The 23,639-nt window shown below is 61.8% G+C and carries 21 protein-coding genes; 16 read left to right on the forward strand and 5 right to left on the reverse strand.

The annotated features are described in order from the left end of the window. Positions 1-36 precede the first annotated feature (36 nt). From J3P77_RS02030 to J3P77_RS02055, 6 genes are read left to right on the forward strand one after another with little or no spacing between them, the layout of a single operon-like run. Positions 37-1,095, forward strand: a complete 1,059-nt coding sequence (locus J3P77_RS02030; protein WP_434679280.1) for a LacI family DNA-binding transcriptional regulator — start codon at positions 37-39, stop codon at positions 1,093-1,095. Beyond that, entirely contained in the window at positions 1,079-2,080 is a 1,002-nt protein-coding gene (locus J3P77_RS02035) for an ABC transporter substrate-binding protein (protein ID WP_434679281.1), read from the forward strand. The genes J3P77_RS02030 and J3P77_RS02035 overlap by 17 nt, the downstream gene beginning before the upstream one ends. Further along, positions 2,081-2,950: an ABC transporter permease gene (locus J3P77_RS02040; protein WP_434679283.1), complete on the forward strand. Its 870-nt coding sequence runs from the start codon at positions 2,081-2,083 to the stop codon at positions 2,948-2,950. Further along, positions 2,947-3,741 (forward strand): ABC transporter permease, encoded by a 795-nt coding sequence (locus tag J3P77_RS02045; protein ID WP_434679284.1) that lies wholly within the window; start codon positions 2,947-2,949, stop codon positions 3,739-3,741. Before J3P77_RS02040 ends, J3P77_RS02045 begins: the two co-directional genes overlap by 4 nt. Then, positions 3,738-4,769, forward strand: coding sequence for an ABC transporter ATP-binding protein (locus J3P77_RS02050; protein ID WP_434679285.1), 1,032 nt, complete (start codon positions 3,738-3,740; stop codon positions 4,767-4,769). Before J3P77_RS02045 ends, J3P77_RS02050 begins: the two co-directional genes overlap by 4 nt. Before the next feature lie 24 nt (positions 4,770-4,793). Then, positions 4,794-5,627 carry a phosphodiesterase gene (locus J3P77_RS02055; protein ID WP_434679286.1) on the forward strand — a complete coding sequence of 278 codons (834 nt, stop codon included), beginning with the start codon at positions 4,794-4,796 and terminating at the stop codon, positions 5,625-5,627. A 154-nt stretch (positions 5,628-5,781) separates the two neighbouring features. Here the strand turns inward: J3P77_RS02055 and J3P77_RS02060 are convergent, their stop codons facing one another. The 3 genes from J3P77_RS02060 to J3P77_RS02070 all read right to left on the reverse strand — a co-directional run bounded on the left by J3P77_RS02060 (position 5,782) and on the right by J3P77_RS02070 (position 9,378). Continuing rightward, positions 5,782-7,683 (reverse strand): PhoX family protein, encoded by a 1,902-nt coding sequence (locus J3P77_RS02060; protein WP_434681836.1) that lies wholly within the window; start codon positions 7,681-7,683, stop codon positions 5,782-5,784. A 117-nt stretch (positions 7,684-7,800) separates the two neighbouring features. Continuing rightward, positions 7,801-8,565 (reverse strand): TOBE domain-containing protein, encoded by a 765-nt coding sequence (locus J3P77_RS02065; protein ID WP_434679287.1) that lies wholly within the window; start codon positions 8,563-8,565, stop codon positions 7,801-7,803. A gap of 78 nt (positions 8,566-8,643) precedes the next feature. Beyond that, positions 8,644-9,378 (reverse strand): phosphoribosyltransferase family protein, encoded by a 735-nt coding sequence (locus tag J3P77_RS02070; protein WP_434679289.1) that lies wholly within the window; start codon positions 9,376-9,378, stop codon positions 8,644-8,646. A gap of 121 nt (positions 9,379-9,499) precedes the next feature. Here J3P77_RS02070 and bioB point away from each other — a divergent pair, with 121 nt between their 5' ends. The 10 genes from bioB (at position 9,500) to J3P77_RS02120 (ending at position 20,637) form a co-directional block, all read left to right on the forward strand. After that, a complete protein-coding gene (gene bioB / locus J3P77_RS02075; protein ID WP_434679291.1) occupies positions 9,500-10,558 on the forward strand; it encodes a biotin synthase BioB in 1,059 nt (352 codons plus the stop codon). A 28-nt stretch (positions 10,559-10,586) separates the two neighbouring features. Next, on the forward strand, positions 10,587-11,777 hold the full coding sequence (gene bioF / locus J3P77_RS02080; protein ID WP_434679292.1) for an 8-amino-7-oxononanoate synthase: 1,191 nt from the start codon (positions 10,587-10,589) through the stop codon (positions 11,775-11,777). After that, positions 11,770-12,501, forward strand: a complete 732-nt coding sequence (locus tag J3P77_RS02085) for an alpha/beta fold hydrolase (RefSeq protein WP_434679293.1) — start codon at positions 11,770-11,772, stop codon at positions 12,499-12,501. Before bioF ends, J3P77_RS02085 begins: the two co-directional genes overlap by 8 nt. After that, positions 12,494-13,336: a malonyl-ACP O-methyltransferase BioC gene (bioC, locus tag J3P77_RS02090; protein WP_434679294.1), complete on the forward strand. Its 843-nt coding sequence runs from the start codon at positions 12,494-12,496 to the stop codon at positions 13,334-13,336. The genes J3P77_RS02085 and bioC overlap by 8 nt, the downstream gene beginning before the upstream one ends. After that, positions 13,333-14,013: a dethiobiotin synthase gene (gene bioD, locus J3P77_RS02095; RefSeq protein ID WP_434679296.1), complete on the forward strand. Its 681-nt coding sequence runs from the start codon at positions 13,333-13,335 to the stop codon at positions 14,011-14,013. The genes bioC and bioD overlap by 4 nt, the downstream gene beginning before the upstream one ends. Positions 14,014-14,167: 154 nt before the next feature. After that, on the forward strand, positions 14,168-14,464 hold the full coding sequence (locus J3P77_RS02100; protein ID WP_434679297.1) for a pyrroloquinoline quinone biosynthesis protein PqqE: 297 nt from the start codon (positions 14,168-14,170) through the stop codon (positions 14,462-14,464). 341 nt (positions 14,465-14,805) lie between these two features. Next, on the forward strand, positions 14,806-16,611 hold the full coding sequence (locus J3P77_RS02105) for a phenylacyl-CoA dehydrogenase (protein ID WP_434679298.1): 1,806 nt from the start codon (positions 14,806-14,808) through the stop codon (positions 16,609-16,611). Positions 16,612-16,841: 230 nt separating this feature from the next. Next, positions 16,842-18,140, forward strand: coding sequence for a diguanylate cyclase (locus J3P77_RS02110; RefSeq protein WP_434679299.1), 1,299 nt, complete (start codon positions 16,842-16,844; stop codon positions 18,138-18,140). Between the two features lie 224 nt (positions 18,141-18,364). After that, complete coding sequence (locus tag J3P77_RS02115; RefSeq protein WP_434679301.1) at positions 18,365-20,143, forward strand: acyl-CoA dehydrogenase C-terminal domain-containing protein; 1,779 nt, start codon at positions 18,365-18,367, stop codon at positions 20,141-20,143. Positions 20,144-20,475: 332 nt separating this feature from the next. Then, positions 20,476-20,637 (forward strand): YqaE/Pmp3 family membrane protein, encoded by a 162-nt coding sequence (locus J3P77_RS02120; protein ID WP_434679303.1) that lies wholly within the window; start codon positions 20,476-20,478, stop codon positions 20,635-20,637. A 54-nt stretch (positions 20,638-20,691) separates the two neighbouring features. Here the strand turns inward: J3P77_RS02120 and J3P77_RS02125 are convergent, their stop codons facing one another. Further along, complete coding sequence (locus tag J3P77_RS02125; RefSeq protein WP_434679305.1) at positions 20,692-22,515, reverse strand: S9 family peptidase; 1,824 nt, start codon at positions 22,513-22,515, stop codon at positions 20,692-20,694. Then, positions 22,478-23,638 (reverse strand): pyrroloquinoline quinone biosynthesis protein PqqE, encoded by a 1,161-nt coding sequence (gene pqqE / locus J3P77_RS02130; protein WP_434681838.1) that lies wholly within the window; start codon positions 23,636-23,638, stop codon positions 22,478-22,480. The genes J3P77_RS02125 and pqqE overlap by 38 nt, the downstream gene beginning before the upstream one ends. Position 23,639: the final 1 nt, after the last annotated feature.

A 23,639-nucleotide genomic window follows, 5' to 3' on the forward strand; every position in this document is an offset into this window, starting at 1 on the left:
TCGCCGCCAATGAGATCGATCTCAAGCGAGTGATCAATGCCTGATCTGAAAAAAGTGGCGCAGCTGGCGGGTGTTTCCCGAGCGACGGCGGCCCGTGCCTTTTCCAGCCCTGATGTGGTGCGGCCAGCGACCCGCGACCTGGTGTTCGCCGCCGCGCGCGAACTGGGGTTTCGCCCCAATCGGCTGGGCCGTCAGTTGCGTCTGCAAGCCACCAACCTGATTGGCGTGGTGGTGCCCAACCTGCTCAATCCGGTGTTTGCCGAGCAGTTTCAGGCCATGGAGCATGCCGCTCGGGCTCGTGGGTATAACTTGCTACTGGCGACTACCGATTACGCCAGCGAGCGCGAAAGCGAAGTCGTCGAAGAGCTGCTGCGTCAACGGGTCGACGGGCTGGTACTGACCGTGACCGATGCCGAGAGCAACGGTGTCCTGCAAAGCCTCACCCGCGAGGACACGCCGTTCGTGCTCGCCTACCACCAGACCGGCAACCCCGACTACAGCGCCGTTTCGGTAGACAACCGCGCAGGCATGGCCCTCGCCACCCGTTATCTGCTCGATGCCGGCCATCGGCGCATTGGCATGGTCGCGGGGCCTGCGATGCAGTCGGATCGGGCGCGCCTGCGTTACGCCGGATACTGCGATGCCATGCGCGAGCGAGGGCTGGTGCCGCAACCGATCATCGAAATGCCCGACCATACCCGAGCCGATTTCATTGCCCTCGAAGCCTTGCTCGCCAGCCACGAAGCGCCCAGCGCACTGGTCTGCTCCAACGATCTGCTTGCCATCAGCCTGATCGCCGAGCTGCGCCGCCACGGTTGCAGTGTCCCCGAGCGTCTTTCGGTGATCGGCTTTGATGGCATCGAGCTGGGCACCCAGATGCATCCGACGCTGTGCAGTGTGGTGCAGCCCATCGCCGAGCTGGCGCGAACCGTCATTGACCAACTGGTGGCGCAGATCGGCGGCGCCGCACCGGTTTCCCATTGTCTGCCGTGCCATATCCGGCCCGGTGAAAGCACCCGGTCTTACTCGCCACACCCCCAACCGCCCGGATCATCCGAGCCCCATCAGGAGACGCTTCATGCTCAGCTTCAGTAAAACCCTGGCAGCTCTGCTGCTGTGCGGCGCGGCCAGCCTTGCTCAGGCCGCAGAAACGGCGATCTGCTACAACTGCCCGCCGGAGTGGGCCGACTGGGGCACCCAGCTCAAAGCGATTGCCGACAGCACCGGCGTGCAGGTGCCGCTGGACAATAAGAACTCGGGCCAGTCGCTGGCCCAGATCGTCGCCGAGCAGGCCGCGCCGGTGGCGGACGTGGTTTATTACGGCGTGACCTTCGGCCTGCAGGCACAAAAGGCCGGTGTGGTTGACACTTACAAACCCAAACATTGGGATGACATTCCGGCGGGTCTGAAAGACCCAGCCGGTCACTGGTTCGCAATTCACTCCGGCACGCTGGGCATCATGGTCAACGTCGATGCGCTGGGCGGGTTGCCGGTCCCGCAAAGCTGGGCCGATCTGCTCAAGCCCGAGTACAAGGGCATGGTCGGCTACCTCGATCCGTCGAGCGCTTTCGTCGGTTATGTCTCGGCGGTTGCGATCAACCAGGCCATGGGCGGCACGCTGGACAACTTCGCGCCAGCCATCGATTACTTCCAGAAGCTGGCGAAAAACTCGCCCATCGTGCCCAAGCAGACCGCCTACGCGCGGGTGCTGTCCGGTGAGCTGCCGATCCTGGTGGACTACGACTTCAACGCCTACCGCGCGCGCTACAAGGATAAAGCCAACGTCGCGTTCGTCATCCCCAAGGAAGGCACCATCGGCGTGCCTTACGTAATGAGCATGGTCGCCAAGGCGCCTCACCGCGCAAACGCGGAAAAAGTGCTGGATTTCGTGCTGTCCGACGAAGGTCAGGCGTTGTGGGCCAAGGCTTACCTGCGTCCGGTTCGTTCGAAGATGCCTGCCGAAGTGGCAGCGCAGTTCCTGCCGGAAAGCGATTATGCGCGCGCCGGAGTGGTCGACTATCAGCAGATGGCCGGCGCTCAGGAAGCTTTCGCGGCCCGCTATCTGCGTGAGGTGAAATAAATGGCGGCCTCGCTGGAGCACGCGCCCGCCACGCGGCAGGTGGGTTTGTCGAGGCTGCGCCTGCGCCCGACCGCTGCGGTTGCGCTCGCTCCGGCGATGGCCGTGCTGGTCGCTTTCTGGCTGCTGCCGTTGGCGCACCTGTTCATTCTTGGTGGCCGCAGCGCCGAAGGCGCCGACAGCGGTTACTGGCAGGTGCTGAGCAGCGCTCAATACCTCGGCAGTCTGGCGCAGACCTGCGTGCTGGCCGTGGTCGTGACGCTCGCCGCTCTGGTGGTAGGTGGCATCAGCGGTGTGTTCTTGGCCCGACAACGGTTTTTCGGACGCTCGGCGCTGGTGGCGTTGCTCACCTTCCCGCTGGCATTCCCCGGTGTGGTCGTGGGTTTTCTGGTGATCCTTCTTGCCGGACGGCAGGGAATATTCGCGGCGCTGGGGCTGGAGCTGGCCGGAGAACGCTGGATCTTTGCCTACTCGCTGACTGGTCTGTTCATCGGCTATCTCTATTTCTCCATCCCGCGCGTGATCCTCACAGTGATGGCCGCGTGTGAAAGTCTCGACACAAGCCTTGAAGAAGCGGCGCGCTCGCTCGGGGCAGGGCACTGGCGGGTAGTCTGCGACGTGATAGTGCCGGGACTTGCGCCAGCACTGGTGTCTTGCGGCGCGATCTGCTTCGCAACCTCCATGGGTGCGTTCGGCACGGCGTTCACCTTGGGCACACGGCTGAACGTGACACCGGTCGCGATCTACAACGTGTTCACCAACTACGCCAACTTCACCGTGGCCGCGGCGCTGTCAGTGATTCTGGGTCTGGTGACATGGGCCGTGTTGCTCATCGCGCGGCGGCTGGTCAAGTCTTCTGGAGCTGCGCTGTGAAACGATCTTCGCTGTTTGTCCTGCAACTGGCCTTCACGCTGCTGGTGTGCGCCTTCATGCTGGTCCCGGTGGTGCTCTCGCTGCTCGCCGGGCTGACCCGCAACTATTTCCAGGGTCTGTCGAGCGGGCTGACCTTCGACTGGCTGATCCAGGTCTGGCAGGCCTACTCGCCAACCGTCTGGCTGTCACTGCAACTGGCGGTGGCCTGCGCGTTCTGCGTCTGCATCATTGGCGTGCCCGCTGCCTACGCGTTGGTGCGAATGAACAATCGCTTCAGCCGCGCCTTCGAAGAGTTGATGGTATTGCCTGTGGCGATGCCGGGCCTGGCCAGCGCCTTGGCGCTGTTGCTGACCTACGGCCACTTCGGCAGCTTTCGCGGCAGCTGGCTGTTCATCCTGGTAGGGCATGTGTTGTTCACTCTGCCATTTCTGGTCCGGCCGGTCATGGCAGTGATGCAGCGCCAGCATTTGCCGATCCTGGAGGAAGCGGCGGCCAGCCTCGGCGCGGGGCCTGTCAGACGCTTTTTTACTGTGGTGGTGCCCAATTGCCGTGCCGGGATTCTCGCCGGCGTGCTGATGGTAGTGACTCTTTCGCTGGGTGAATTCAACCTGACCTGGATGCTGCACACGCCCATGACCAAGACGCTGCCGGTCGGGCTGGCCGACAGCTACGCCTCGGCGCGGCTGGAAGTCGCCAGCGCCTACACCCTTCTTTTTCTGTTGCTGATCGTGCCGCTGCTCATTGCGTTGCAGGCCATCAGCGCCCGTCTTTCCCGTGGAGAAAGCCGATGAGTGGAACGACCCTTCGCCTGCGCGGCTGTCGCAAGGCATTTGCGGACGGCACCGTCGCCGTACACGATCTGAACCTGACCATCGAGCCCGGTGAGACCCTGGCGATCCTCGGCCCTTCGGGCTGCGGCAAGACCACCACACTGCGCCTGATCGCAGGCCTTGAACGGCCGGATGCCGGTCAGGTGCTGTTCGATGATCAGGACGTCACGCGGTTGCCCATCGAACGTCGGGACGTGGGCATGGTGTTCCAGAACTATGCGCTGTTTCCCAACCTGGATGTAGCGGGGAACATCGTCTATGGCCTGAAGATTCGCGGCGTGTCGCCGGCGCTGCGCACCAGGCGCTGCGAGGAACTGCTGGAGCTGGTCGGTCTGCAGGACCACGGCAAGCGCGGCATTCATGAGCTGTCCGGCGGCCAGCGCCAGCGGGTTGCGCTGGCTCGCGCGCTGGCACCGCGACCGCGGGTCCTGCTGCTCGATGAACCGCTTGCTGCGCTGGATGCGCAGCTGCGTGAACGGCTGCGCAGTGAGCTGGATCAGCTGCTGCGCGGGCTGGGCATCACGTCGGTGTTCGTGACCCACGATCAGGGCGAAGCGATGGCGCTGGGCGACCGCATTCTGGTGATGGAAAAGGGCCGTATCGCACAGTTGGGCAGCCCTCGGGAAATCTATCAGCAACCGGCCAATGCTTTTGTCGCAGGTTTCGTCGGCAACCTGAACGCATTCAACGTGGTGGAGCGCACGCCATTCGGTCTGAAGGTCGACGGCGGCGTGCTGCCGTGGCATGGCGCGCAGGTGCCTGCAACGGTGTATTGCCGCCCCGAACATTTGCGCGTAACGACTGCGCAAGGAGACCTCAACGGGCGGCTGGTCGGGCAATTCTTTCAGGGCGCGCAAAACCGCTTGCTGGTCGACGTGGGTGCCGGGCAACCGTTGCTGGTGGACAGTAGCGACAACCTGATCCACGCCGCCGGCGCCTCCATTGCACTGAGCATCGACCCTCAGGTGCTGTTCACCCTGCATTCGTAATTTCGTTTTTGTAGAGAGATCACCTTGAATCAACCGTTTCTAATCGCTCAGATCAGCGACCTGCACCTCAAGGCCGGCGGCCGCCTGACCTATGGCGTGGTCGACACGCTGGCCGCATTGCGCCGGGCTGTCGACCATATCAATGCCAGCAAGCAGCGCCCGAATGTGGTGGTCATCAGCGGCGATCTGGTGGATTTCGGCCGTGCAGACGAATACGCCGTGCTCCGGCCCGAGCTTGAGCGCTTGCGCATGCCGTTCTATCTGGTGCCGGGCAACCATGACGACCGCGAGAATCTGCTGGCGGCGTTCGCTGACCATGCATACCTGCCATTGTCGGCGACCGGTCCGCTGGACTGGGTAGTGGAAGAGCATCCGGTGCGCCTGATCGGGCTGGATACGACCATCCCCGGTGAGCACGGCGGCCGACTGGATTATTTCCAGCTCGACTGGTTGAACACCCAGCTGTCGCGCCGTCCGGATGTACCGACCGTGCTGGTTCTGCATCACCCGCCGTTCATCACCGGGATCGGTCATATGGACCTTGCGCCATTTGGCAACGCGGCGGCGCTGGAAGAGGTCATCGCGCGACATCCGCACGTGGAGCGCCTGCTATGCGGCCATCTGCATCGGCCGATGCAGCGCCGCTTCGGCGGTAGTCTGGCGTGCATCTGTCCCGGAACCTCACACCAGATCGTGCTCGACCTGGATGAAGCAGCGCCTGCGCATTTCAATCTGGAGCCTGCGGGATACGTGCTGCACCGCTGGCATCCGCAGCAGGGGTTCGTGAGCCATAACGCGGTGCTTGGCGAATACGAAGGGCCATATCCGTTCTATGACGTGAACGGCTTGATCGATTGATATCAACAGCTTGCAGGAGCGCGCTTGATGGGAGGTGAGCCTTTTCGCGGACAAGTCCGCTCCCACGGCCGTAACACAGCTCCTGTGGGAGCGGACTTGTCCGCGAAGAACCAGGCTCAGCGCTCCTGCGATGCTTGCGAGGTTCACCGTATTCTCAGGTGCCGATAATCCCGCCGTCGTCACGGGTGATGACCATTACCGAGGAGCGGGGTTTGCCGTCGGGCAGGTGTTCAGGAAAGGTCGAGCCGCCGTTTTCGCCGGGGTGCTGGATGCCGATGAACAGGGTCTTGTAGTCCGGCGCGAAGCTGATGCCGGTGACCTCGCAGCCAACCGGGCCGACCATGAAACGGCGTATTTCGCCGGTAGCCGGGTCGGCGCAGAGCATCTGGTTGTTGCCCATGCCGGCAAAGTCGCCCTTGTTGCTTGAGTCGCCATCCGTCTGGATCCACAGACGGCCGGCCGCATCGAAGCTCAGGCCGTCCGGGCTGTTGAACATGTTCTGCGGGTTGATGTTGCTCGAACCGCCCTGCGGCTTGCCGGCGTGGACCGTCGGGTTGCCGGCCACCACGAACAGATCCCACTCGAACTCCATGGCCGAGGCGTTATCTTCCGCTTCGCGCCAGCGCAGGATCTGCCCGTACTGGTTCTTGGCTCTGGGGTTCGGGCCGCCGACCGGCTGACCGTCCTCGCCGCGCTTGGCGTTGTTGGTCAGGGTGCAGTAGACCTGGCCGTCTTTAGGGCTGACGACAATCCATTCCGGGCGGTCCATGCGCGTCGCTTTCACGACGCTGGCCGCCAGCCGCGCATGAATCAGCACTTCAGCCTGACTGTTGAAGCCCGCCTCGGCGTCCAGCCCGTTCTTGCCGTGTGTCAGTTCGATCCACTGTCCCTTGCCTTTGGGGCGGTCCGGATTGCCGTCGCCCGCATCGAACTGAGCGACATAAAGCGTGCCCCGGTCAAGCAGGTCGCGGTTGGCCTTGGGGTCGTCATGATCAATCTTGTCGCGGCTGATGAACTTGTAGATGAACTCGCCTCGCTCGTCATCGCCCATGTAAACCACCGCGCGGCCGCCTTTGGTCTGCGCCAGCGCAGCGTTCTCATGCTTGAAACGGCCGAGCGCGGTGCGCTTGACGGGCGTGGATTTCGGATCGAACGGGTCAATCTCCACCACCCAGCCGTGACGGTTGACCTCGTTGGGCGTCCTGGCAACGTCGAAGCGCGGATCGTGAGCATGCCAGCCGATCTCTTTACTGGCCGCCACCACGCCGTAACGCTTGAGACCCGCATCGAATTTCTGTTGCGGATCGCTGCTGCCGAAGCAGTCGGTGAAGTTCTCCTCGCACGTCAGATAGGTGCCCCACGGCGTCTTGCCGTTTGCACAGTTCTGAAAGGTGCCCAGCACATGAGTGCCGCTTTTGTCGGCCTCGGTCTTGAGCCAGTCGTGGCCGGCGGCAGGACCGCTCAGTTCGATGGGCGTATTGCCATGAATGCGGCGGTTATAGCTGGAGCCCTGGACGAACTGCCACTGGCCGCCCCTGCGCTGGATTTCGATTACTGACACGCCTTCGGCAGCCAGCGCCTTGCGCACCTCTTCAGCCGATTGCGGCTCCTTGCCGTGGTCGAACAGGTAACGGTAATTGGTGTATTCGTTGTTGATAGCCATCAACGCCCGGTCATCGTGGCCTGGCATCGGAAACAGGCTCATGCCGTCATTGTTGTCACCGAACTGCACTTCCTGCGCTTGGGCCGTGCCTTTGCCGCTGGGGTCGAATGCGGGACCTGAGGCATGCAACGGCTGCCCCCAACTGATCAGCACCGAAGCCCGATAGCCCGCAGGCAGGCTGATGTCGTCGGTGGTAGCAGTCGCAATGCCGGTGAAACCCAGCAAACTGCCCGACGCGGCGCCGACGCTGTCGGCCAGAACGCTGCGGCTGAGCAGATTGCCGCCCAGGAACATCGCGGCGCCGCACAGAGCGCCCGCGCTGATGAAACCCCGGCGGGTAAGGCCGACCATGTTTTCCAGATCGGTGGACTGATTGTCTTCCAGTAATTTCATCATCGCGGCTCCATCGGGTATGCCAGCTACATTAGTGCGCGCGTATGACGAAATTGTGTCCGGATGATGACTGGGCCGGCCCAGGCAGCAACCATTGTAGGAGGGAGCGGAGCAGGTCTAGAGCAGCGTACCGATCAACACTTGAGATGGAGCGAATCGGACCTGTACTTTGCAGCCGCTCGTCAGTTGCAGACCGACGAGGTGGTCAGATGGCGCGAGAGCGCACAGCGTCTGGCCTCCGGGTAAGCCGATACGCACCTCGCTAGGGCCGTCTTCGGCGGCGATCACCTCGTCGATCAGGCCGAACAGGGCGTTCTGCTCGTCCGGCTTCGACTGGCCCCAGGCCAGTACCTGCAGCGAACCGGCCTTGATCAGCGCGACGACATCGCCGCCTGGTTCCAGGTCCAGGCGCATGGTGCTGTCATGGGTGATCTGCGCTTGCAGATATTGCTCGCCCGCCAGCTGCAAGCGGATCAGGTCGTTGTGCCCGTGGCGATTGATATCCACGATGCGCCCAAGCAACTGGTTGCGAGCGCTGGTGCGCAGCGTCAAGCGATTGAGCAGGTCAAGATCGCCGCTTTCTTCGGCGGCCTCCAGTACCTGAGCCTGCAAGGTCTGCAACCGTTGATACAGGCGCAGCAGGCGTTCGCCTTCCTGCGACAGGCTGGCACCGCCGCCGCCACGTCCACCGACGGCGCGAACCACGAGCGGTTGTTGCGCCAGATTGTTCAGCTCGTCGATGGCGTCCCAGGCAGCCTTGTAACTCAGCCCGGCGCTTTTTGCGGCGCGGGTGATGGAGCCTTGCTCGGCGACATGCCGCAACAGCTCGATGCGTTGCGGTCGGCGCGACAGATGCTGGGTCAGCAGAGAGGGCAGGGGCATGGCGACGGGTTCTGTGGCCTTGGTGGACTGCCAGTGTAAGACAGATTCTGATTTGCCCGTCAGCACGCTAGTAGCCGCTCAGTCTTCGGGTCGCGGCGTTCTTGCCAGACAATACACGTCTACGCGCTGGGCGCCGGCGTTGAGCAGCAGACGGGCAATGCCCTCGGCGGTGGAGCCAGTGGTAACCACATCATCCACGAGGGCGAGGTGTTTGCCGTCAAACCATGCGAGTTCTTTCAGGGCAAAGGCACCGTTCAGATTGCGTTTCCGCGCGCGGGCATCCAGACCTTGCTGGGTCGGCGTTTCCTTGATGCGTTGCAACTGTTGCTCATTCACCGGCAGCTCCAGCGACTTGCCGATCCATCCGGCCAGCATCGCGGCCTGATTGTAGCCCCGCTCGCGCAAGCGCTTCTTCGCCAACGGCACCGGTAGCAGGGCGTCCGGCCTGGGCAGGCCTTCATCGAAACGATGCTGCAGGTGTTGCACAAGAAGCTCGCCCAGCAATCGCCCTATCGGCCAGTTGGCCCGATGTTTGAAACGGGTAATCAACGCGTCGACCGGGAAATCATAACGCCATGGCGCAACGACTTGAGTGAATGCCGGAGGTCGCTGCAGACATCCTGAGCAGGTTACCTGCGCTGTCTGAAGCGGCAAGGCACAGGTTTCACATTGAGCGCCCAACCAGGGTAGTTCGGATTCACAGGGCACGCACATGGGGGAAGGTGTATCGCTGAGTTCATCGCAGAGCAGACAGGTTTGGTTGCTTCTTAACCAGATGTAAACCTGATGCTCGCTAGCAGGTTGACAGCTCATGACTCTTCCTTAAATATGCCGGTCATCCGTGTCGCGTGTGGAAGGCTGTCCCGCGCGCGTTCCCACAGGCATGCCGCTGAAACATGCCAGAAAAAATAGTGCCCAGAAAAGGAGCCGCCCGATGAGCGCCAGCACCACTGCCACCCTGCGTCATGACTGGACTTTAGCCGAGGTTCGGGCGCTGTTTGAACAGCCGTTCAATGACCTGCTGTTTCAGGCGCAGACTGTGCACCGCGCTCATTTCGACGCCAATCGCGTGCAGGTTTCCACGCTGCTGTCGATCAAGACCGGCGCCTGCCCGGAAGACTGCAAATACTGTCCGCAGTCCGGCCACTACAACACCGGACTGGAAAAGGAAAAGCTGCTCGAAGTGCAGAAGGTGCTGGAAGAGGCTGCTCGCGCCAAGGCAATCGGTTCGACCCGCTTCTGCATGGGCGCGGCCTGGAAGCATCCGTCCGCCAAGGACATGCCCTATGTACTGGAAATGGTCAAAGGCGTAAAAGCCATGGGCATGGAAACCTGCATGACGCTTGGGCGTCTGGATCAGGAGCAGACCGAGGCGCTGGCTCAGGCCGGTCTCGATTACTACAACCACAATCTGGACACCTCGCCGGAGTTCTACGGCAGCATCATCACCACGCGTACTTACGGCGAACGCCTGCAGACGCTGGCCTACGTGCGGGACGCGGGGATGAAGATCTGCTCCGGCGGGATTCTGGGCATGGGCGAGTCGCTGGATGACCGCGCCGGGCTGTTGATTCAGCTCGCCAACCTGCCTGAGCACCCTGAATCGGTGCCGATCAACATGCTGGTCAAGGTCGCCGGCACGCCGCTGGAAAATGCCGACGATGTCGACCCGTTCGATTTCATCCGCATGCTGGCGGTGGCGCGGATTCTGATGCCCAGATCCCATGTGCGTCTGTCGGCCGGTCGTGAAGCCATGAATGAGCAGATGCAGGCACTGGCGTTTCTGGCCGGCGCCAACTCGATCTTCTACGGCGACAAGCTGCTGACCACCGCCAACCCTCAGGCCGACAAGGACATGCTGTTGTTCTCGCGCCTGGGCATCAAGCCCGAGGCTCGCGAAGAACACGCCGACGAGGTGCATCAGGCCGCCATCGAGCAAGCACTGGTCGAGCAGCAGAGCAGCAGTCTTTTCTACGACGCGGCTTCGGCCTGAGTCCTCTTTCCTGACTACAGAGGCCTTGATGTCCTTCAATCTCCGCGCCCGGCTCGACGTCCGGCGCGATGCGCAGCTGTACCGCCAGCGCCCGACGCTGCAAAGCCCGCAAGGGCCTCAGGTGGTGGTCGACGGCCAGCCGTTGCTCGCGTTCTGCAACAACGATTACCTGGGGCTGGCCAATCATCCTGAAGTCATCGGCGCCTGGCGGGACGGCGCTGAGCGTTGGGGCGTGGGCGGCGGCGCTTCGCATCTGGTGATCGGCCACAGCACGCCGCATCACGAACTCGAAGAAGCCCTCGCCGAATTCACCGGGCGCCCGCGCGCGCTGCTGTTCTCCAACGGCTACATGGCCAACCTTGGTGCGGTAACGGCCTTAGTCGGGCAAGGTGATACGGTGCTCGAAGACCGGCTCAACCACGCTTCGCTGCTGGATGCCGGTTTGCTCAGCGGTGCGCGGTTTTCACGCTATCTGCATAACGATGTCGCAAGCCTGAACTCGCGCCTGGACAAGGCGGTTGGCGATACGCTGGTGGTCACCGACGGTGTGTTCAGCATGGACGGCGACGTCGCGGATCTGCCGGCGCTGGCCAGAGCGGCCAAGGCCAGGGGCGCGTGGCTTATGGTGGACGATGCTCACGGCTTCGGGCCGCTTGGCGACACTGGGGCCGGAATTGTCGAGCATTGCGGCCTGGGCCTGGACGATGTGCCGGTGCTGATCGGCACGCTGGGCAAATCGTTCGGCACGGCCGGTGCCTTTGTCGCGGGCAGTGAAGAGCTGATCGAAACGCTGATCCAGTTCGCCCGGCCTTACATTTACACCACCAGCCAGCCGCCCGCGCTGGCCTGCGCCACCTTGAAAAGCTTGCAGCTGCTGCGCACCGAGCACTGGAGACGCGAGCATCTTGCGCGGCTGATTCAGCTGTTTCGCAGCGGTGCCGAACAGATTGGTTTGCAGCTGATGGACAGCTTCACGCCCATCCAGCCGATCCTGATCGGCGACGCTGGCCGGGCCCTGCGCTTGTCGCAGATGCTGCGTGAAAAAGGCTTGCTGGTCACCGCCATACGCCCACCGACCGTGCCCGCCGGCGGCGCGCGCTTGCGGGTAACGCTGTCCGCCGCCCACAGCGAGGCGCAGGTGCAGCTATTGTTGGATGCATTGGCGCAGTGCTACCCACAATTGGGCATTGGCGAACCGATGGAGGCTGATCATGCGTAATCGTTTGATCCTGCTACCTGGCTGGGGGTTGGGCACTTCGCCTCTTGAGCCGCTGGCAGCGGCATTGCGCGGGCTCGATGAGCACCTGCGTGTCGAAATCGAACCGCTGCCGGAACTCGACAGCAGCGATCTCCAGGAATGGCTCGCCGAGCTGGACGCCAATATCGCCGATGACGCCTGGCTTGGCGGCTGGTCGTTGGGTGGCATGTTGGCTGCGGAACTGGCGGCCCGGCGTGGCGAACGCTGCTGCGGCCTGGTGACGCTGGCCAGCAACGCCTGTTTCGTTCCCCGTGGCGCCTGGCCGAACGCAATGCCCGAGGGCGATTTCGGAGCCTTCCTGGCTGGTTGCGAAGCCGACCCCGATGCGACCCTCAAGCGTTTCAGCCTGCTGTGTGCGCAGGGTGCGCAAGACCCACGCGGTCTGGCGAGGCTGCTCAAATCAGCCGCGCCGCATGGTGCTACGCGTGCATTGCTCAACGGCCTGAAAGTCCTTGAGCAGATGGACACCCGCAGCGCCTTGCAGACGTTCCGCGGCCCGCAACTGCATCTGTTTGCAGGGCTCGATGCATTCGTGCCTGCAGAGGCCGCTGGAGATCTGCTGGCGTTGCTGCCGGATATCGAAGTGGGCCTCATCGAACAGGCCAGCCATGCGTTCCCACTGGAAAACCCCCACGGCGTGGCTGCGGCGATCCAGGCTTTCTTGCATGAGTCCGGTGATGACTGATCTATCCAACCCTGAATTACCAGGCGCGCTGCCGGACAAGCGCCAGGTGGCAGCATCATTTTCACGAGCAGCGGCCACCTACGACAGCGTCGCCGAGTTGCAACGTGCAGTCGGCAGCGCCTTGTTGACGCGTTTGCCCGTCGACTTGCTACCCAGGCGCTGGCTCGACCTGGGCTGCGGCACGGGGCATTTCAGTCGCGCGCTCGCCCAGGCATTTCCACACGCTGAAGGCATCGCGCTGGATATCGCCCAAGGGATGCTTCGTCACGCCAAGCCCTTGGGCGGTGCCCGGCATTTTGTGGCCGGCGATGCCGAGCGTCTGCCGCTGCAGGACGACTGTTGCGAGGTGATTTTCTCCAGCCTCGCGGTGCAATGGTGCTCGGACTTCGCTGCGGTGCTGAGCGAGGCCCGGCGCGTATTGCAACCGGGCGGCGTGTTCGCCTTTGCGAGCCTGTGCGTTGGCACCCTGCGAGAACTGCGTGAAAGCTGGCAAGCGGTGGATGGGCTGGTGCACGTGAACCGCTTTCGTGAGAGCGAGGACTACCAGCGCTTGTGCGCCGCCAGCGGTCTGCGCATTCGCAGTCTGGAAGTTTGCCCACATGTGCTGCACTACCCGGACGTGCGCGGCCTGACCCATGAGCTCAAGGCGCTCGGCGCGCACAATATCAATCCCGGCAGGCCTGGCGGCTTGACGGGACGGCAACGGATTCTAGGCTTGGTCCAGGCTTATGAGTGCTATCGCGAGGACGCCGGGCTGCCGGCCACTTACCAAGTGGTTTATGCAGTGCTGGAAAAGCCTGTCGAATCCATCTCCCCAGGGAAGGCTGCCAGATGAGTGTTGCGTATTTCATCACCGGGACCGACACGGACGCTGGCAAGACCACGATCGCGGCCGGCCTGCTGCATGCGGCGCGCCTCGCGGGCCTGAGCACCGCGGCAGGCAAGCCGGTTGCCTCTGGCAGCGCAATGACGCCTCACGGGCTGCGCAATTCCGATGCCTTGGCATTGCTTGCCGAGTGCTCGCTGCCGCTGGCTTATGACGAGGTAAATCCGGTTGCGTTCGAGCCGGCCATCGCGCCGCATCTCGCCGCTCGGGAAGCGGGAGTCGCGCTCAGCGTCAGTTCGTTGCTGCAACCTATGCGAGCGCTACTTGAGAAACGGGCCGATTTCACGCTGATCGAAGGTGCCGGCGGCTGGCGCGTGCCGCTGGCCGATCAGAGCAATCTGTCCGATCTGGCGATTGCGCTGGGGTTGCCGGTCATTCTGGTAGTGGGCGTACGGTTGGGCTGCATCAATCATGCGCTGCTGACCGCCGAAGCCATCGCGCGGGACGGGCTGCAACTGGCGGGCTGGGTAGCCAATATCATTGAACCCAAGACCTCACGGCTGGAAGAAAATCTCGCGACGCTCGCCGAGCGTTTGCCGGCTCCGTGCCTGGGGCGCGTGCCACACATGAAAAAGGCCAGCGCCGAGAATGTGGCGTCCTGGCTGCATCTGGAGCTGCTTGAGTGATCAGGCGCTGCATCTGACTGACAGCGTTAGAGAATGTGGGATTTCCATGGCTCAGCCTATCGGGCGGCTTTGTGCCATTAGTCTTTTTGTCGGGCAATTTGTCGATTTTGCTGGTTCAATAGCGCTTGTTCGCCATATGAACTGAGGACGGCTTATGCAAATCTCCATGAATAACACCCTTTTCCCAGGCCTGAGTGCAATCCAGGTCGGGCAGGATCGTGTGGATCAGGCAGCCACTCAGATCGCGAGCACCAACATCGAAGTTTCCGGCAGAAGCCAGTCTTCGGACTTCCAGCTGGAAAACCTGCGCTCTGTGGAACGCAGCCAGCGTTCCGATCTGTCGGCGAACATCGTTGAGCTTGCCGCCGGTAAAGAACAGATTCAGGTCGGCCTCGCCGCCCAGAAAGCCAGCGATGAAGCGCTGGGTACATTGATCGATACTTACGTCTGATCACGCCTGACCTGCGCTTGACCCTGTGACGCCGTGCCTTTGAGCACGGCGTTTGTGTTTCTATCGGCCTGTATCACCGCGCTGTATCTTCCCCGTTCGACTTCCTGCCTCAACTAGACTCACAGCGTCGCCAAGACGGCGCTGACGGCATTCACCTGCCCGATTCGGATACGTCGGAGACGAATGGCGTGCGTCGCGCTATTGACAAGAATTGGGCTTAAACGTAAGTTTCAAACACCTGTTTGACCGTAACGCATGCGAGATCCTCGTGTGCCTTGGGCCAGCGCCCGGCGATCGCTTCGGTCATTCGTTCCAGGATTCATCAGCAGAGGTTTATCGCTATGCCTGAATACAAGGCTCCCTTGCGTGATATTCGTTTCGTTCGTGATGAGCTGCTCGGTTACGAAGCCCACTATCAAAGTCTGCCCGCTTGCCAGGACGCAACGCCTGACATGGTCGATGCCATTCTTGAAGAGGGCGCGAAATTCTGCGAGCAAGTTCTGGCGCCGTTGAATCGGGTAGGCGATATCGAGGGCTGCACCTGGAGCGAAACAGGCGTGACCACGCCGACCGGTTTCAAACAGGCGTACAAGCAATTCGTCGAAGGCGGCTGGCCAAGCCTCGCCCATGACGTCGATCACGGTGGTCAGGGCCTGCCTGAATCGCTGGGTCTGGCGATCAGTGAAATGGTTGGTGAAGCCAACTGGTCGTGGGGCATGTACCCAGGCCTGTCGCACGGTGCGATGAACACCATTTCCGAACACGGTACGCCCGAGCAGCAAGAGGCTTACCTGACCAAGCTGGTTTCCGGCGAGTGGACCGGCACCATGTGCCTGACCGAGCCGCATTGCGGCACCGACCTCGGCATGCTGCGCACCAAGGCCGAGCCGCAGGCCGATGGCAGCTACAAAGTGACCGGCACCAAGATTTTCATCTCCGCTGGCGAACATGACATGGCCGATAACATCGTCCATATCGTGCTGGCGCGCCTGCCGGACGCTCCGGCCGGCACCAAGGGGATTTCGCTGTTCATCGTGCCCAAGTTCGTACCGGCTGCCGACGGAAGCGTAGGCCCGCGCAACGCAGTGAGCTGTGGCTCGCTGGAACACAAGATGGGCATTCACGGCAACGCGACCTGCGTGATGAACTTCGATGCAGCCACCGGCTTCCTGATCGGCCCGCCGAACAAGGGCCTCAACTGCATGTTCACGTTCATGAACACCGCTCGCCTGGGCACCGCATTGCAAGGTCTGGCGCATGCCGAGATCGCTTTCCAGGGCGGCTTGAAATACGCCCGTGATCGCCTGCAAATGCGTTCGCTCACAGGCCCGAAAGCGCCGGATAAAGCTGCTGACCCGATCATCGTCCACCCGGACGTGCGCCGCATGCTGCTGACCATGAAAGCGTTCGCCGAAGGCACGCGGGCCATGGTGTACTTCACCGCCAAGCAGGTCGACATCGTCAAGTACAGCCAGGACGAAGAACAGCGCAAGGCCGCTGACGCGCTGCTGGCGTTCATGACTCCGATCGCCAAGGCATTCATGACTGAAGTCGGCTTCGAAGCGGCCAACCACGGCGTGCAGATCTATGGCGGTCACGGCTTCATTGCCGAGTGGGGCATGGAGCAGAACGTGCGCGACAGCCGCATTTCGATGCTCTATGAAGGCACCACCGGTATTCAGGCCCTGGACCTGCTGGGTCGTAAAGTGCTGATGACTCAAGGCGAAGCGCTCAAGGGCTTCACCAAGATCGTCCACAAGTTCTGCCAGGCCAACGAAGGCAGCGAAGGCGTTCAAGAGTTCGTCACACCGCTGGCCGCGCTGAACAAGGAATGGGGCGAGCTGACCATGAAGGTCGGTATGGCCGCCATGAAGGACCGCGAAGAAGTCGGTGCCGCTTCGGTGGATTACCTGATGTTTTCCGGCTACGCATGCCTGGCCTACTTCTGGGCGGACATGGCGCGGCTGGCGACCGAGAAGCTGGCAGCCGGCACCTCCGACGAGGCGTTCTACCGCGCCAAGGTGCAGACCGCGCGCTTCTACTTCCAGCGCATCCTGCCGCGTACCCGCACTCATGTGGCGGCGATCCTGTCGGGCGCCGCTAACCTCATGGACATGAAAGAAGAAGACTTCGGCCTCGCTTACTGAGTCCGGCGTAACACACCAGACCGCTTGGCCTTCGGGTCAGGCGGTTTTTTATTGCCTGCCGTTCCGCCGTGTAAAACAACGTTCATAAGGAATCAATAAACCTTTCCGGCTTCCTGCCGTTACAGGAAAGTGGCCATCAGATTGCCTCTGCTGAATGCATTGCTCGCTGGATGAGGGCACAATGCCACCAATCCGGCCATTTACTCCGATGCCAGTAGGAGAGGTTCCCCTTGCTTCGTTTGTCCGCTGCACGAATCAGCCACTTTCTGCCCTCTCTGGCATTGCTGCTTGCCGGGCTGGCGGCTGCCTACGTCAGGGACTTGAGCGTTTTTTTCACCTCCCTGTTCAACGTGTTGCCTACGCTGGTTCTGCTTCTTGGTGGCGCTTACTGCGGCGTATACAGACGACAGCGCGAGCTGTTTCTGATGATCACCGTTTACGTTGCCTATTTTCTGCTCGACACACAGACCGATTTCTATCGCGATAACGGCAAGGTCCGTGAGGATGCGGCGGTAATCTTTCACTTGGTTTGTCTGTTGCTGCCAGTCATGTTCGGCGTATACGCCGCTTGGGAAGAGCGCACGCACCTGTTTCAGGATCTGGTCGCGCGACTTGCCGTGCTGGTGGCGGTAGGTGGTGTGGCGCTGGGCCTTGAGCAGAGCTATCCGGTGGCGTTGCAGGCCTGGCTGGCCGAGATTCGCTGGCCTGCGTTACACGGCGCGTGGATGTCGCTGGTGCAGTTGTCCTACGCAATGTTCCTGGTCTCCTTTGCCGTGCTGGTGTGGCAGTACCTGGAAAAGCCACGGCCGCTGCATGCGGCCCAGCTGGTGGGGCTGCTCGGATTGTTCTGGGCACTGCCCAAGACATTCATCCTGCCGTTCACGCTCAATATCATATGCAGCCAGGTCATGCTGATGATTGCGGCGGCGGTTGCCCATGAAGCCTATCAAATGGCCTTCCGCGACGAGCTGACCGGTCTGCCGGGCCGCCGGGCGCTCAACGAGCGCATGCAGCGGCTGGGACGCAACTACGTGCTGGCCATGAGCGACGTCGATCATTTCAAGAAATTCAACGATACCCACGGCCACGACGTCGGCGATCAGGTGCTGAAGCTCGTGGCCAGCAAGCTCTCGCGGATCACCAGCGGCGGCGGCAAGGCCTACCGCTATGGCGGCGAGGAGTTCGCCATTGTCTTCGCGGGCAAGACCATCGAAGAATGCATGCCGCACCTTGAGGCGATTCGTGAGCTGATTGCCAATTACGAGATCCTGCTGCGCAACAAGGACAACCGTCCTCAGGATGATCAACAAGGCCGGCAGCGTCGAGGTGGCGCACAAGCAGGCAGCGTGTCGGTCACGGTGAGCATCGGCGTGGCCGAGCGTCAGCCCGAGCATCGTACGCCTGAGGAAGTTCTCAAGGCGGCCGACCAGGCGTTGTATGCCGCCAAGGGCGCTGGCCGTAACTGCGTGATTGCGCACGGCCAACAGAACAAGCGCGGCGCCGTCCGCACCGCAGAAGCCTTCGGCTGAATCGACACGCCGATCTGAAACCCGTTTCTCCTTTATCTCCACGGCCTTGGCGCAGCGAGTCGAAGCCGGCCATTGGTCGGCGTGACCGGCCCAGACCGTACGGTCATGTCACGACCCTATGTGTCTGAAATAGTGTTCGGTTAGACTCGACTGCATTGACCCACCTGGCGCGGTCGCCGCGCCGACACTATCTCGATGTCTCTGCTCCGTTTGCGAGGTTTGCCATGGCTGATTACCAAGCGCCGTTGCGCGATATGCGCTTCGTTCTCAATGAAGTGTTCGAAGTCTCAAAACTTTGGGCCCAGCTGCCGGAGCTGGCCGAGACGGTGGACGCCGAGACGGTGGAAGCCATCCTTGAAGAAGCCGGCAAGGTCACCAGCAGAAGTATTGCGCCATTGAGTCGCAATGGTGACGAAGAAGGTTGCCACTGGAACGATACCGCTGTGACAACCCCGACAGGTTTTCCTCAGGCGTACCGGGCTTATGCCGAAGGCGGCTGGGTGGGCGTCGGCGGTAATCCCGAGTTCGGCGGCATGGGTATGCCAAAGGTTGTGTCGGCTCAGGTCGAGGAGATGCTCAACTCCGCAAGCCTCGCGTTCGGCCTCTATCCCATGCTGACCTCGGGCGCGTGCGTCTCGATCAATACGCATGCCACCGAAGAGCTCAAGGTCAAATACCTGCCGAACATGTACGCGGGGATCTGGTGTGGTTCGATGTGCCTGACGGAGGCGCACGCCGGTACCGATCTGGGCATCATCCGCACCAAAGCCGAGCCGCAGGCCGACGGGTCCTACAAGATCACCGGCAGCAAGATATTCATCACGGGCGGTGAGCACGACCTGACCGAAAACATCATCCATCTGGTGCTCGCCAAACTGCCGGACGCACCTGCCGGCCCCAAAGGCATTTCGCTGTTTCTGGTGCCCAAGTTCATGGTGGGCGACGACGGCAGCCTGGGCGAGCGCAACACGGTCAGCTGCGGTTCGATCGAACACAAGATGGGCATTCAAGCGTCCGCGACCTGTGTAATGAACTTCGACGGTGCCGTGGGTTATCTGATTGGCGAGCCAAACAAGGGCCTGGCCGCCATGTTCACCATGATGAATTACGAGCGTCTGGGCGTGGGGATCCAGGGGCTGGCGTCCGGCGTGCGCTCTTATCAGAACGCAATCGAATACGCCCGTGATCGTCTGCAAAGCCGGGCCCCGACCGGCGCGCAGAACCAGGGCAAGGTTGCCGATCCGATCATCGTCCACCCGGACGTGCGTCGCATGCTGCTGACCATGAAAGCCTTCAACGAAGGCGGACGAGCCTTCTCCAGTTACGTGGCTTTGCAGCTGGATATCGCCAAGTTCAGCGAAGACGAAGTCGCACGCAAGCGTGCCGATGACCTGGTGGCGCTGCTAACGCCGGTCGCCAAGGCGTTCCTGACCGATGTCGGGCTGGAGACGACGGTACATGGTCAGCAGATCTTCGGTGGCCATGGCTATATCCGCGAATGGGGCCAGGAACAACTGGTCCGCGACGTGCGCATCACGCAGATCTACGAAGGCACCAACGGCATCCAGGCGCTGGATCTGGTCGGCCGCAAAGTCGTCGGCTCGGGTGGCGCCTTCTATCGCCTGTTCTCGGACGAAGTGCGACAGTTCGTTGGAGCCAACGAAGGTCACCTGGCCGAATTCACCAAGCCGTTGAGCGCCGCGCTCGATACGCTGGATGAGCTCACCAACTGGATACTCGACCGCTCGAAAACCAACCCCAATGAAATCGGGGCGGCATCGGTGGAGTACTTGCACCTGTTCGGTTACACAGCCTATGCCTATATGTGGGCTCTGATGGCCAAGGCTGCGGCGGGCAAAGAGGATCAGGACAGCTTCTACGTCAGCAAACTGGGCACGGCGCGGTTTTATTTCGCCCGGTTGCTGCCGCGCATCCATTCTCTGGATGCTTCGGTACGTGCCGGTAGCGAGTCGCTGTTTCTGCTGGATGCCGAAGGCTTCTAAGAAAGCGCTTGTAAGCATTTGCTTACGTGATATACCGGCGATTCGCCTCTACCGCAAAAATGGATCCAAAGTTAATCTAGCTACATGGACGTCGCGCAGGAAGCGCAACCACATAACAGGGACACGTAGGGATACCTGCCAGGATGGCGGGAAGAAAGGGAAATCAGGGAAACAGTCTGGAAAACCCCGCTTCGGCGGGGTTTTCTTTGCGCGTGTGTTTTTGCTGTCATCTCAGCTGCTGGCTGTATGCCAGAGCAGGCGGAACCCTCACGGACGCACAGGGTCGATTAGCTGTCTGGTCTTTTCAAAGGCCACTAATCAGGAGCTGACTCATGGACATCATTCGCATCATCTTCGCTATCCTGCTGCCCCCGCTGGGTGTGTTCCTGCAAGTAGGCCTGGGCGGCGCGTTCTGGCTGAACATTCTGCTGACGCTGCTGGGTTACATTCCGGGCATCATCCACGCGATCTACATCATCGTGACGCGAAAATGACGCAGGGGGCCTGAGCTCATTGCACGGCCTTTCGGGCCGTGCGCAGTGCGTCGATCAGTTGAGTACGTCCCGATAGAACCGCCATTCGGCTTCCAGCGCATGAGCCTGATTGCCGGCCTTGCGGAAGCCGTGACGTTCGTCGGGGTAGAAATGGGCCTGCGCCGGGATGCCTTTGCGCACCAGGGCATCGAGCATGGCGCGGGTCTGTTCCGGCACCACCACCGCATCCAGCTCGCCCTGGAAAAACACCACCGGCACCGTGATCCGGTCGGCATGCAATAGCGGTGTCCGGGCGTTGTAGCGTTCAACGTCCTGTTCAGGGTCGCCGATCAGCCAGTCCAGATAATCGCCTTCGAACTTGTGGGTCGCTTTAGCCAGTGCAATCGGGTCGCTGACTCCATAAAGGCTGGCACCTGCTCTGAAAACCTTCTGGAACGCCAACCCGCACAAGGTCGTGTAGCCGCCGGCGCTGCCGCCGCGAATGAATGCCTGTTCTTTATCTATCAAGCCACGTTCGGCCAGATAACTGACGACCGCGCAGGCGTCTTCGACGTCCACCACGCCCCAGTTCAGATGCAGACTCTGCCGATATTCGCGTCCATACCCCGAGCTGCCCCGATAATTGAGATCGGCCACGGCGAAACCGCGCTGGGTCCAGAACTGAATGCGCGGGTCCAGCACCGGGTAGCATGCCGACGTCGGGCCACCGTGGATAAACACTACCAGCGGCGGCTTCTCTGCCCCGTTCATGGCCGGGTAGAAATAGCCATGAGCTTCGGCTGTTCCACTCGGATAGCGCAGCGTTTGCGGGCGGCTGATGCGTTCAGCCGGAAGCGGCGCGCCGCCGCCCGCCAGCACTTGCACGCTGTGATCGCTGCGTGAAATGGCGAGCACTGCCGAGGTGCTGAGCGCCGACGCGGCGATGCAGTAGATGAACTCCTCGTCCAGCGCCAAGTTGCGGAAGCGACAGTACTCGCCGCTGTAGTCTTCGACGCTTCCGTCCGGGAGACGCATGCCCAGAACGCCCATGCCGTCCTCGAACCAGCTGGCGAGATAGCCGCTGTTGACCGGTAGCCAGGTGCAGCTGCCCAATTGCCAGGGTGCGGATGAATGGTCTGCGGCGGGTGCCGGTAGCGGCGCAAAGCCGGAGGCGGTTTCAACCCAGGGCTGCCAGAACCCGGCGCGGTCGGTCAGACAGTACAAAAGCCCCTGACTGCCGAAGCGAGGTTGCTGCAGCGACTCTTCCTCTCCATCACCGGCAATGCAGCGAGGGCTCGACCACTGGCCGTCATCCTGGCGCTCCGCGCACATCAGACGAGTACTGGTCCATGGCTGATGCGGGCGCTGCCATTCGATCCATGCCAGCCTGCTGCCGTCTGCACTGACCACCGGTGATGCGTAGAAGTCCGCACCTTCGGCCCACACGCTACGCTGGCCGTCAGCCAGATCCACAGCCACCAGCCGATGAGTGATGTGCTCCTCCTCAACGGCGAGAACCAGGCCGTTGCTGAAGAACACGCCGCCGTAGCGTCGTTCGCCCTGGGTCAACGCGACCGGCGCACTGCCATCAAGGGCCTGGCGGTACAGCTGTTGATCGCTTTCGTTGACGAACACCACCGCATCGTCAGCCAGGCAGAACGAACCGCCTCCATACTCGTAGACACGGCTGCGCGCGCTGAAGCCGTCCGGTGTCAGGCACTGGGCCTTACCTGCGCACCAACGCCAGATCCGACAGGCGCCGTCTTCAGGCCGATATTCATTCCAGAACAGCCCGGCCGAGTTGACGTCCAGTTCAGCGAAGTCGGTGCCGGCTGCTACGGCCTGCGCCGCGGAAAGAGGCTCAGGAGGATTTTGCGATGAGGCGTGAGTTTCGTTCATTGCGGAAGGCCAACTGCTCGATGGATTGGGTGGCTGTCTCTGCTTCGTCGCGTGCCTGGGTGATTATTCCGTGGTGCGGGGATTTGCTGCACACCGGATCGGCATTGGCAGCGTCGCCGGTCAGCATGAACGCCTGGCAGCGACAACCGCCGAAATCCTTTTCCTTCTCGTCACAAGAGCGGCACGGCTCGGGCATCCAGTCGTAGCCACGGAAGCGATTGAAGCCGAACGAGTCGTACCAGATGTGCTGCATGCTGTGCTCGCGCACGTTGGGAAACTGGATCGGCATCTGCCGGGCGCCGTGGCAGGGCAGCGCGGTGCCGTCCGGCGTCACGGTGAGGAAGATGCTGCCCCAGCCATTCATACACCCTTTGGGGCGTTCTTCATAATAGTCGGGGGTGACGAAGATCAGTTTGCACGGGTGATTGTCGGCTTCGAGCTTCTCCCGGTACTGGTTGGTGACTGCTTCGGCACGCACCAGCTGGTTTTTAGTGGGCAGCAGGCCGACCCGGTTCAGATGCGCCCAGCCGTAAAACTGACAGGTCGCGAGTTCGACGAAATCCGCTTCCAGTGCCAGACACAGCTCGATGATCTTGTCGATGCGGTCGATGTTATGCCGGTGGGTCACGAAGTTGAGCACCATCGGATAACCATGTTTCTTCACCGCCTGAGCCATTTCCAGCTTTTGCGCGAAAGCCTTTCTGGAGCCGGCGAGCATGTTGTTCACCTGCTCATCGCTGGCCTGAAAGCTGATCTGGATATGGTCCAGACCGGCTTTCTTGAAGTCGATGATCTTCTGCTCGGTGAGGCCGATGCCGGAGGTGATGAGGTTGGTATAGAAGCCCAGGCGCCGCGCCTCGGCAATCAGCTCTGCCAGGTCCTGCCGCACCAGCGGCTCGCCTCCGGAAAAACCGATCTGTGCCGCGCCCATTTCCCGCGCTTCGCGCATGACCTTGAACCACTGCTCGGTGGTCAGTTCCTGGCCCTGCCTGGCGAAATCCAGCGGGTTGGAGCAATACGGGCACTGCAACGGGCAGCGGTAAGTCAGCTCGGCAAGCAGCCACAACGGCAGGCCGGTTTCCGGCCTGGGCGGCATCAACGGGTTGGGTGTAGCCAGTGCCATG

Source organism: Pseudomonas sp. R1-18, from assembly GCF_051132095.1.
Classification (GTDB): domain Bacteria; phylum Pseudomonadota; class Gammaproteobacteria; order Pseudomonadales; family Pseudomonadaceae; genus Aquipseudomonas.

Bases quoted from the DNA above. Each gene is read 5' to 3' on its own strand.
- J3P77_RS02030 (WP_434679280.1), top strand. From the start codon at position 37: ATGCCTGATCTGAAAAAAGTGGCGCAGCTGGCGGGTGTTTCCCGAGCG.
- J3P77_RS02035 (WP_434679281.1), top strand. From the start codon at position 1,079: ATGCTCAGCTTCAGTAAAACCCTGGCAGCTCTGCTGCTGTGCGGCGCG.
- J3P77_RS02040 (WP_434679283.1), top strand. From the start codon at position 2,081: ATGGCGGCCTCGCTGGAGCACGCGCCCGCCACGCGGCAGGTGGGTTTG.
- J3P77_RS02050 (WP_434679285.1), top strand. From the start codon at position 3,738: ATGAGTGGAACGACCCTTCGCCTGCGCGGCTGTCGCAAGGCATTTGCG.
- J3P77_RS02060 (WP_434681836.1), bottom strand. From the start codon at position 7,683: ATGAAATTACTGGAAGACAATCAGTCCACCGATCTGGAAAACATGGTC.
- J3P77_RS02065 (WP_434679287.1), bottom strand. From the start codon at position 8,565: ATGCCCCTGCCCTCTCTGCTGACCCAGCATCTGTCGCGCCGACCGCAA.
- J3P77_RS02070 (WP_434679289.1), bottom strand. From the start codon at position 9,378: ATGAGCTGTCAACCTGCTAGCGAGCATCAGGTTTACATCTGGTTAAGA.
- bioB (WP_434679291.1), top strand. From the start codon at position 9,500: ATGAGCGCCAGCACCACTGCCACCCTGCGTCATGACTGGACTTTAGCC.
- bioF (WP_434679292.1), top strand. From the start codon at position 10,587: ATGTCCTTCAATCTCCGCGCCCGGCTCGACGTCCGGCGCGATGCGCAG.
- J3P77_RS02085 (WP_434679293.1), top strand. From the start codon at position 11,770: ATGCGTAATCGTTTGATCCTGCTACCTGGCTGGGGGTTGGGCACTTCG.
- bioC (WP_434679294.1), top strand. From the start codon at position 12,494: ATGACTGATCTATCCAACCCTGAATTACCAGGCGCGCTGCCGGACAAG.
- bioD (WP_434679296.1), top strand. From the start codon at position 13,333: ATGAGTGTTGCGTATTTCATCACCGGGACCGACACGGACGCTGGCAAG.
- J3P77_RS02100 (WP_434679297.1), top strand. From the start codon at position 14,168: ATGCAAATCTCCATGAATAACACCCTTTTCCCAGGCCTGAGTGCAATC.
- J3P77_RS02105 (WP_434679298.1), top strand. From the start codon at position 14,806: ATGCCTGAATACAAGGCTCCCTTGCGTGATATTCGTTTCGTTCGTGAT.
- J3P77_RS02115 (WP_434679301.1), top strand. From the start codon at position 18,365: ATGGCTGATTACCAAGCGCCGTTGCGCGATATGCGCTTCGTTCTCAAT.
- J3P77_RS02120 (WP_434679303.1), top strand. From the start codon at position 20,476: ATGGACATCATTCGCATCATCTTCGCTATCCTGCTGCCCCCGCTGGGT.
- J3P77_RS02125 (WP_434679305.1), bottom strand. From the start codon at position 22,515: ATGAACGAAACTCACGCCTCATCGCAAAATCCTCCTGAGCCTCTTTCC.
- pqqE (WP_434681838.1), bottom strand. From the start codon at position 23,638: ATGGCACTGGCTACACCCAACCCGTTGATGCCGCCCAGGCCGGAAACC.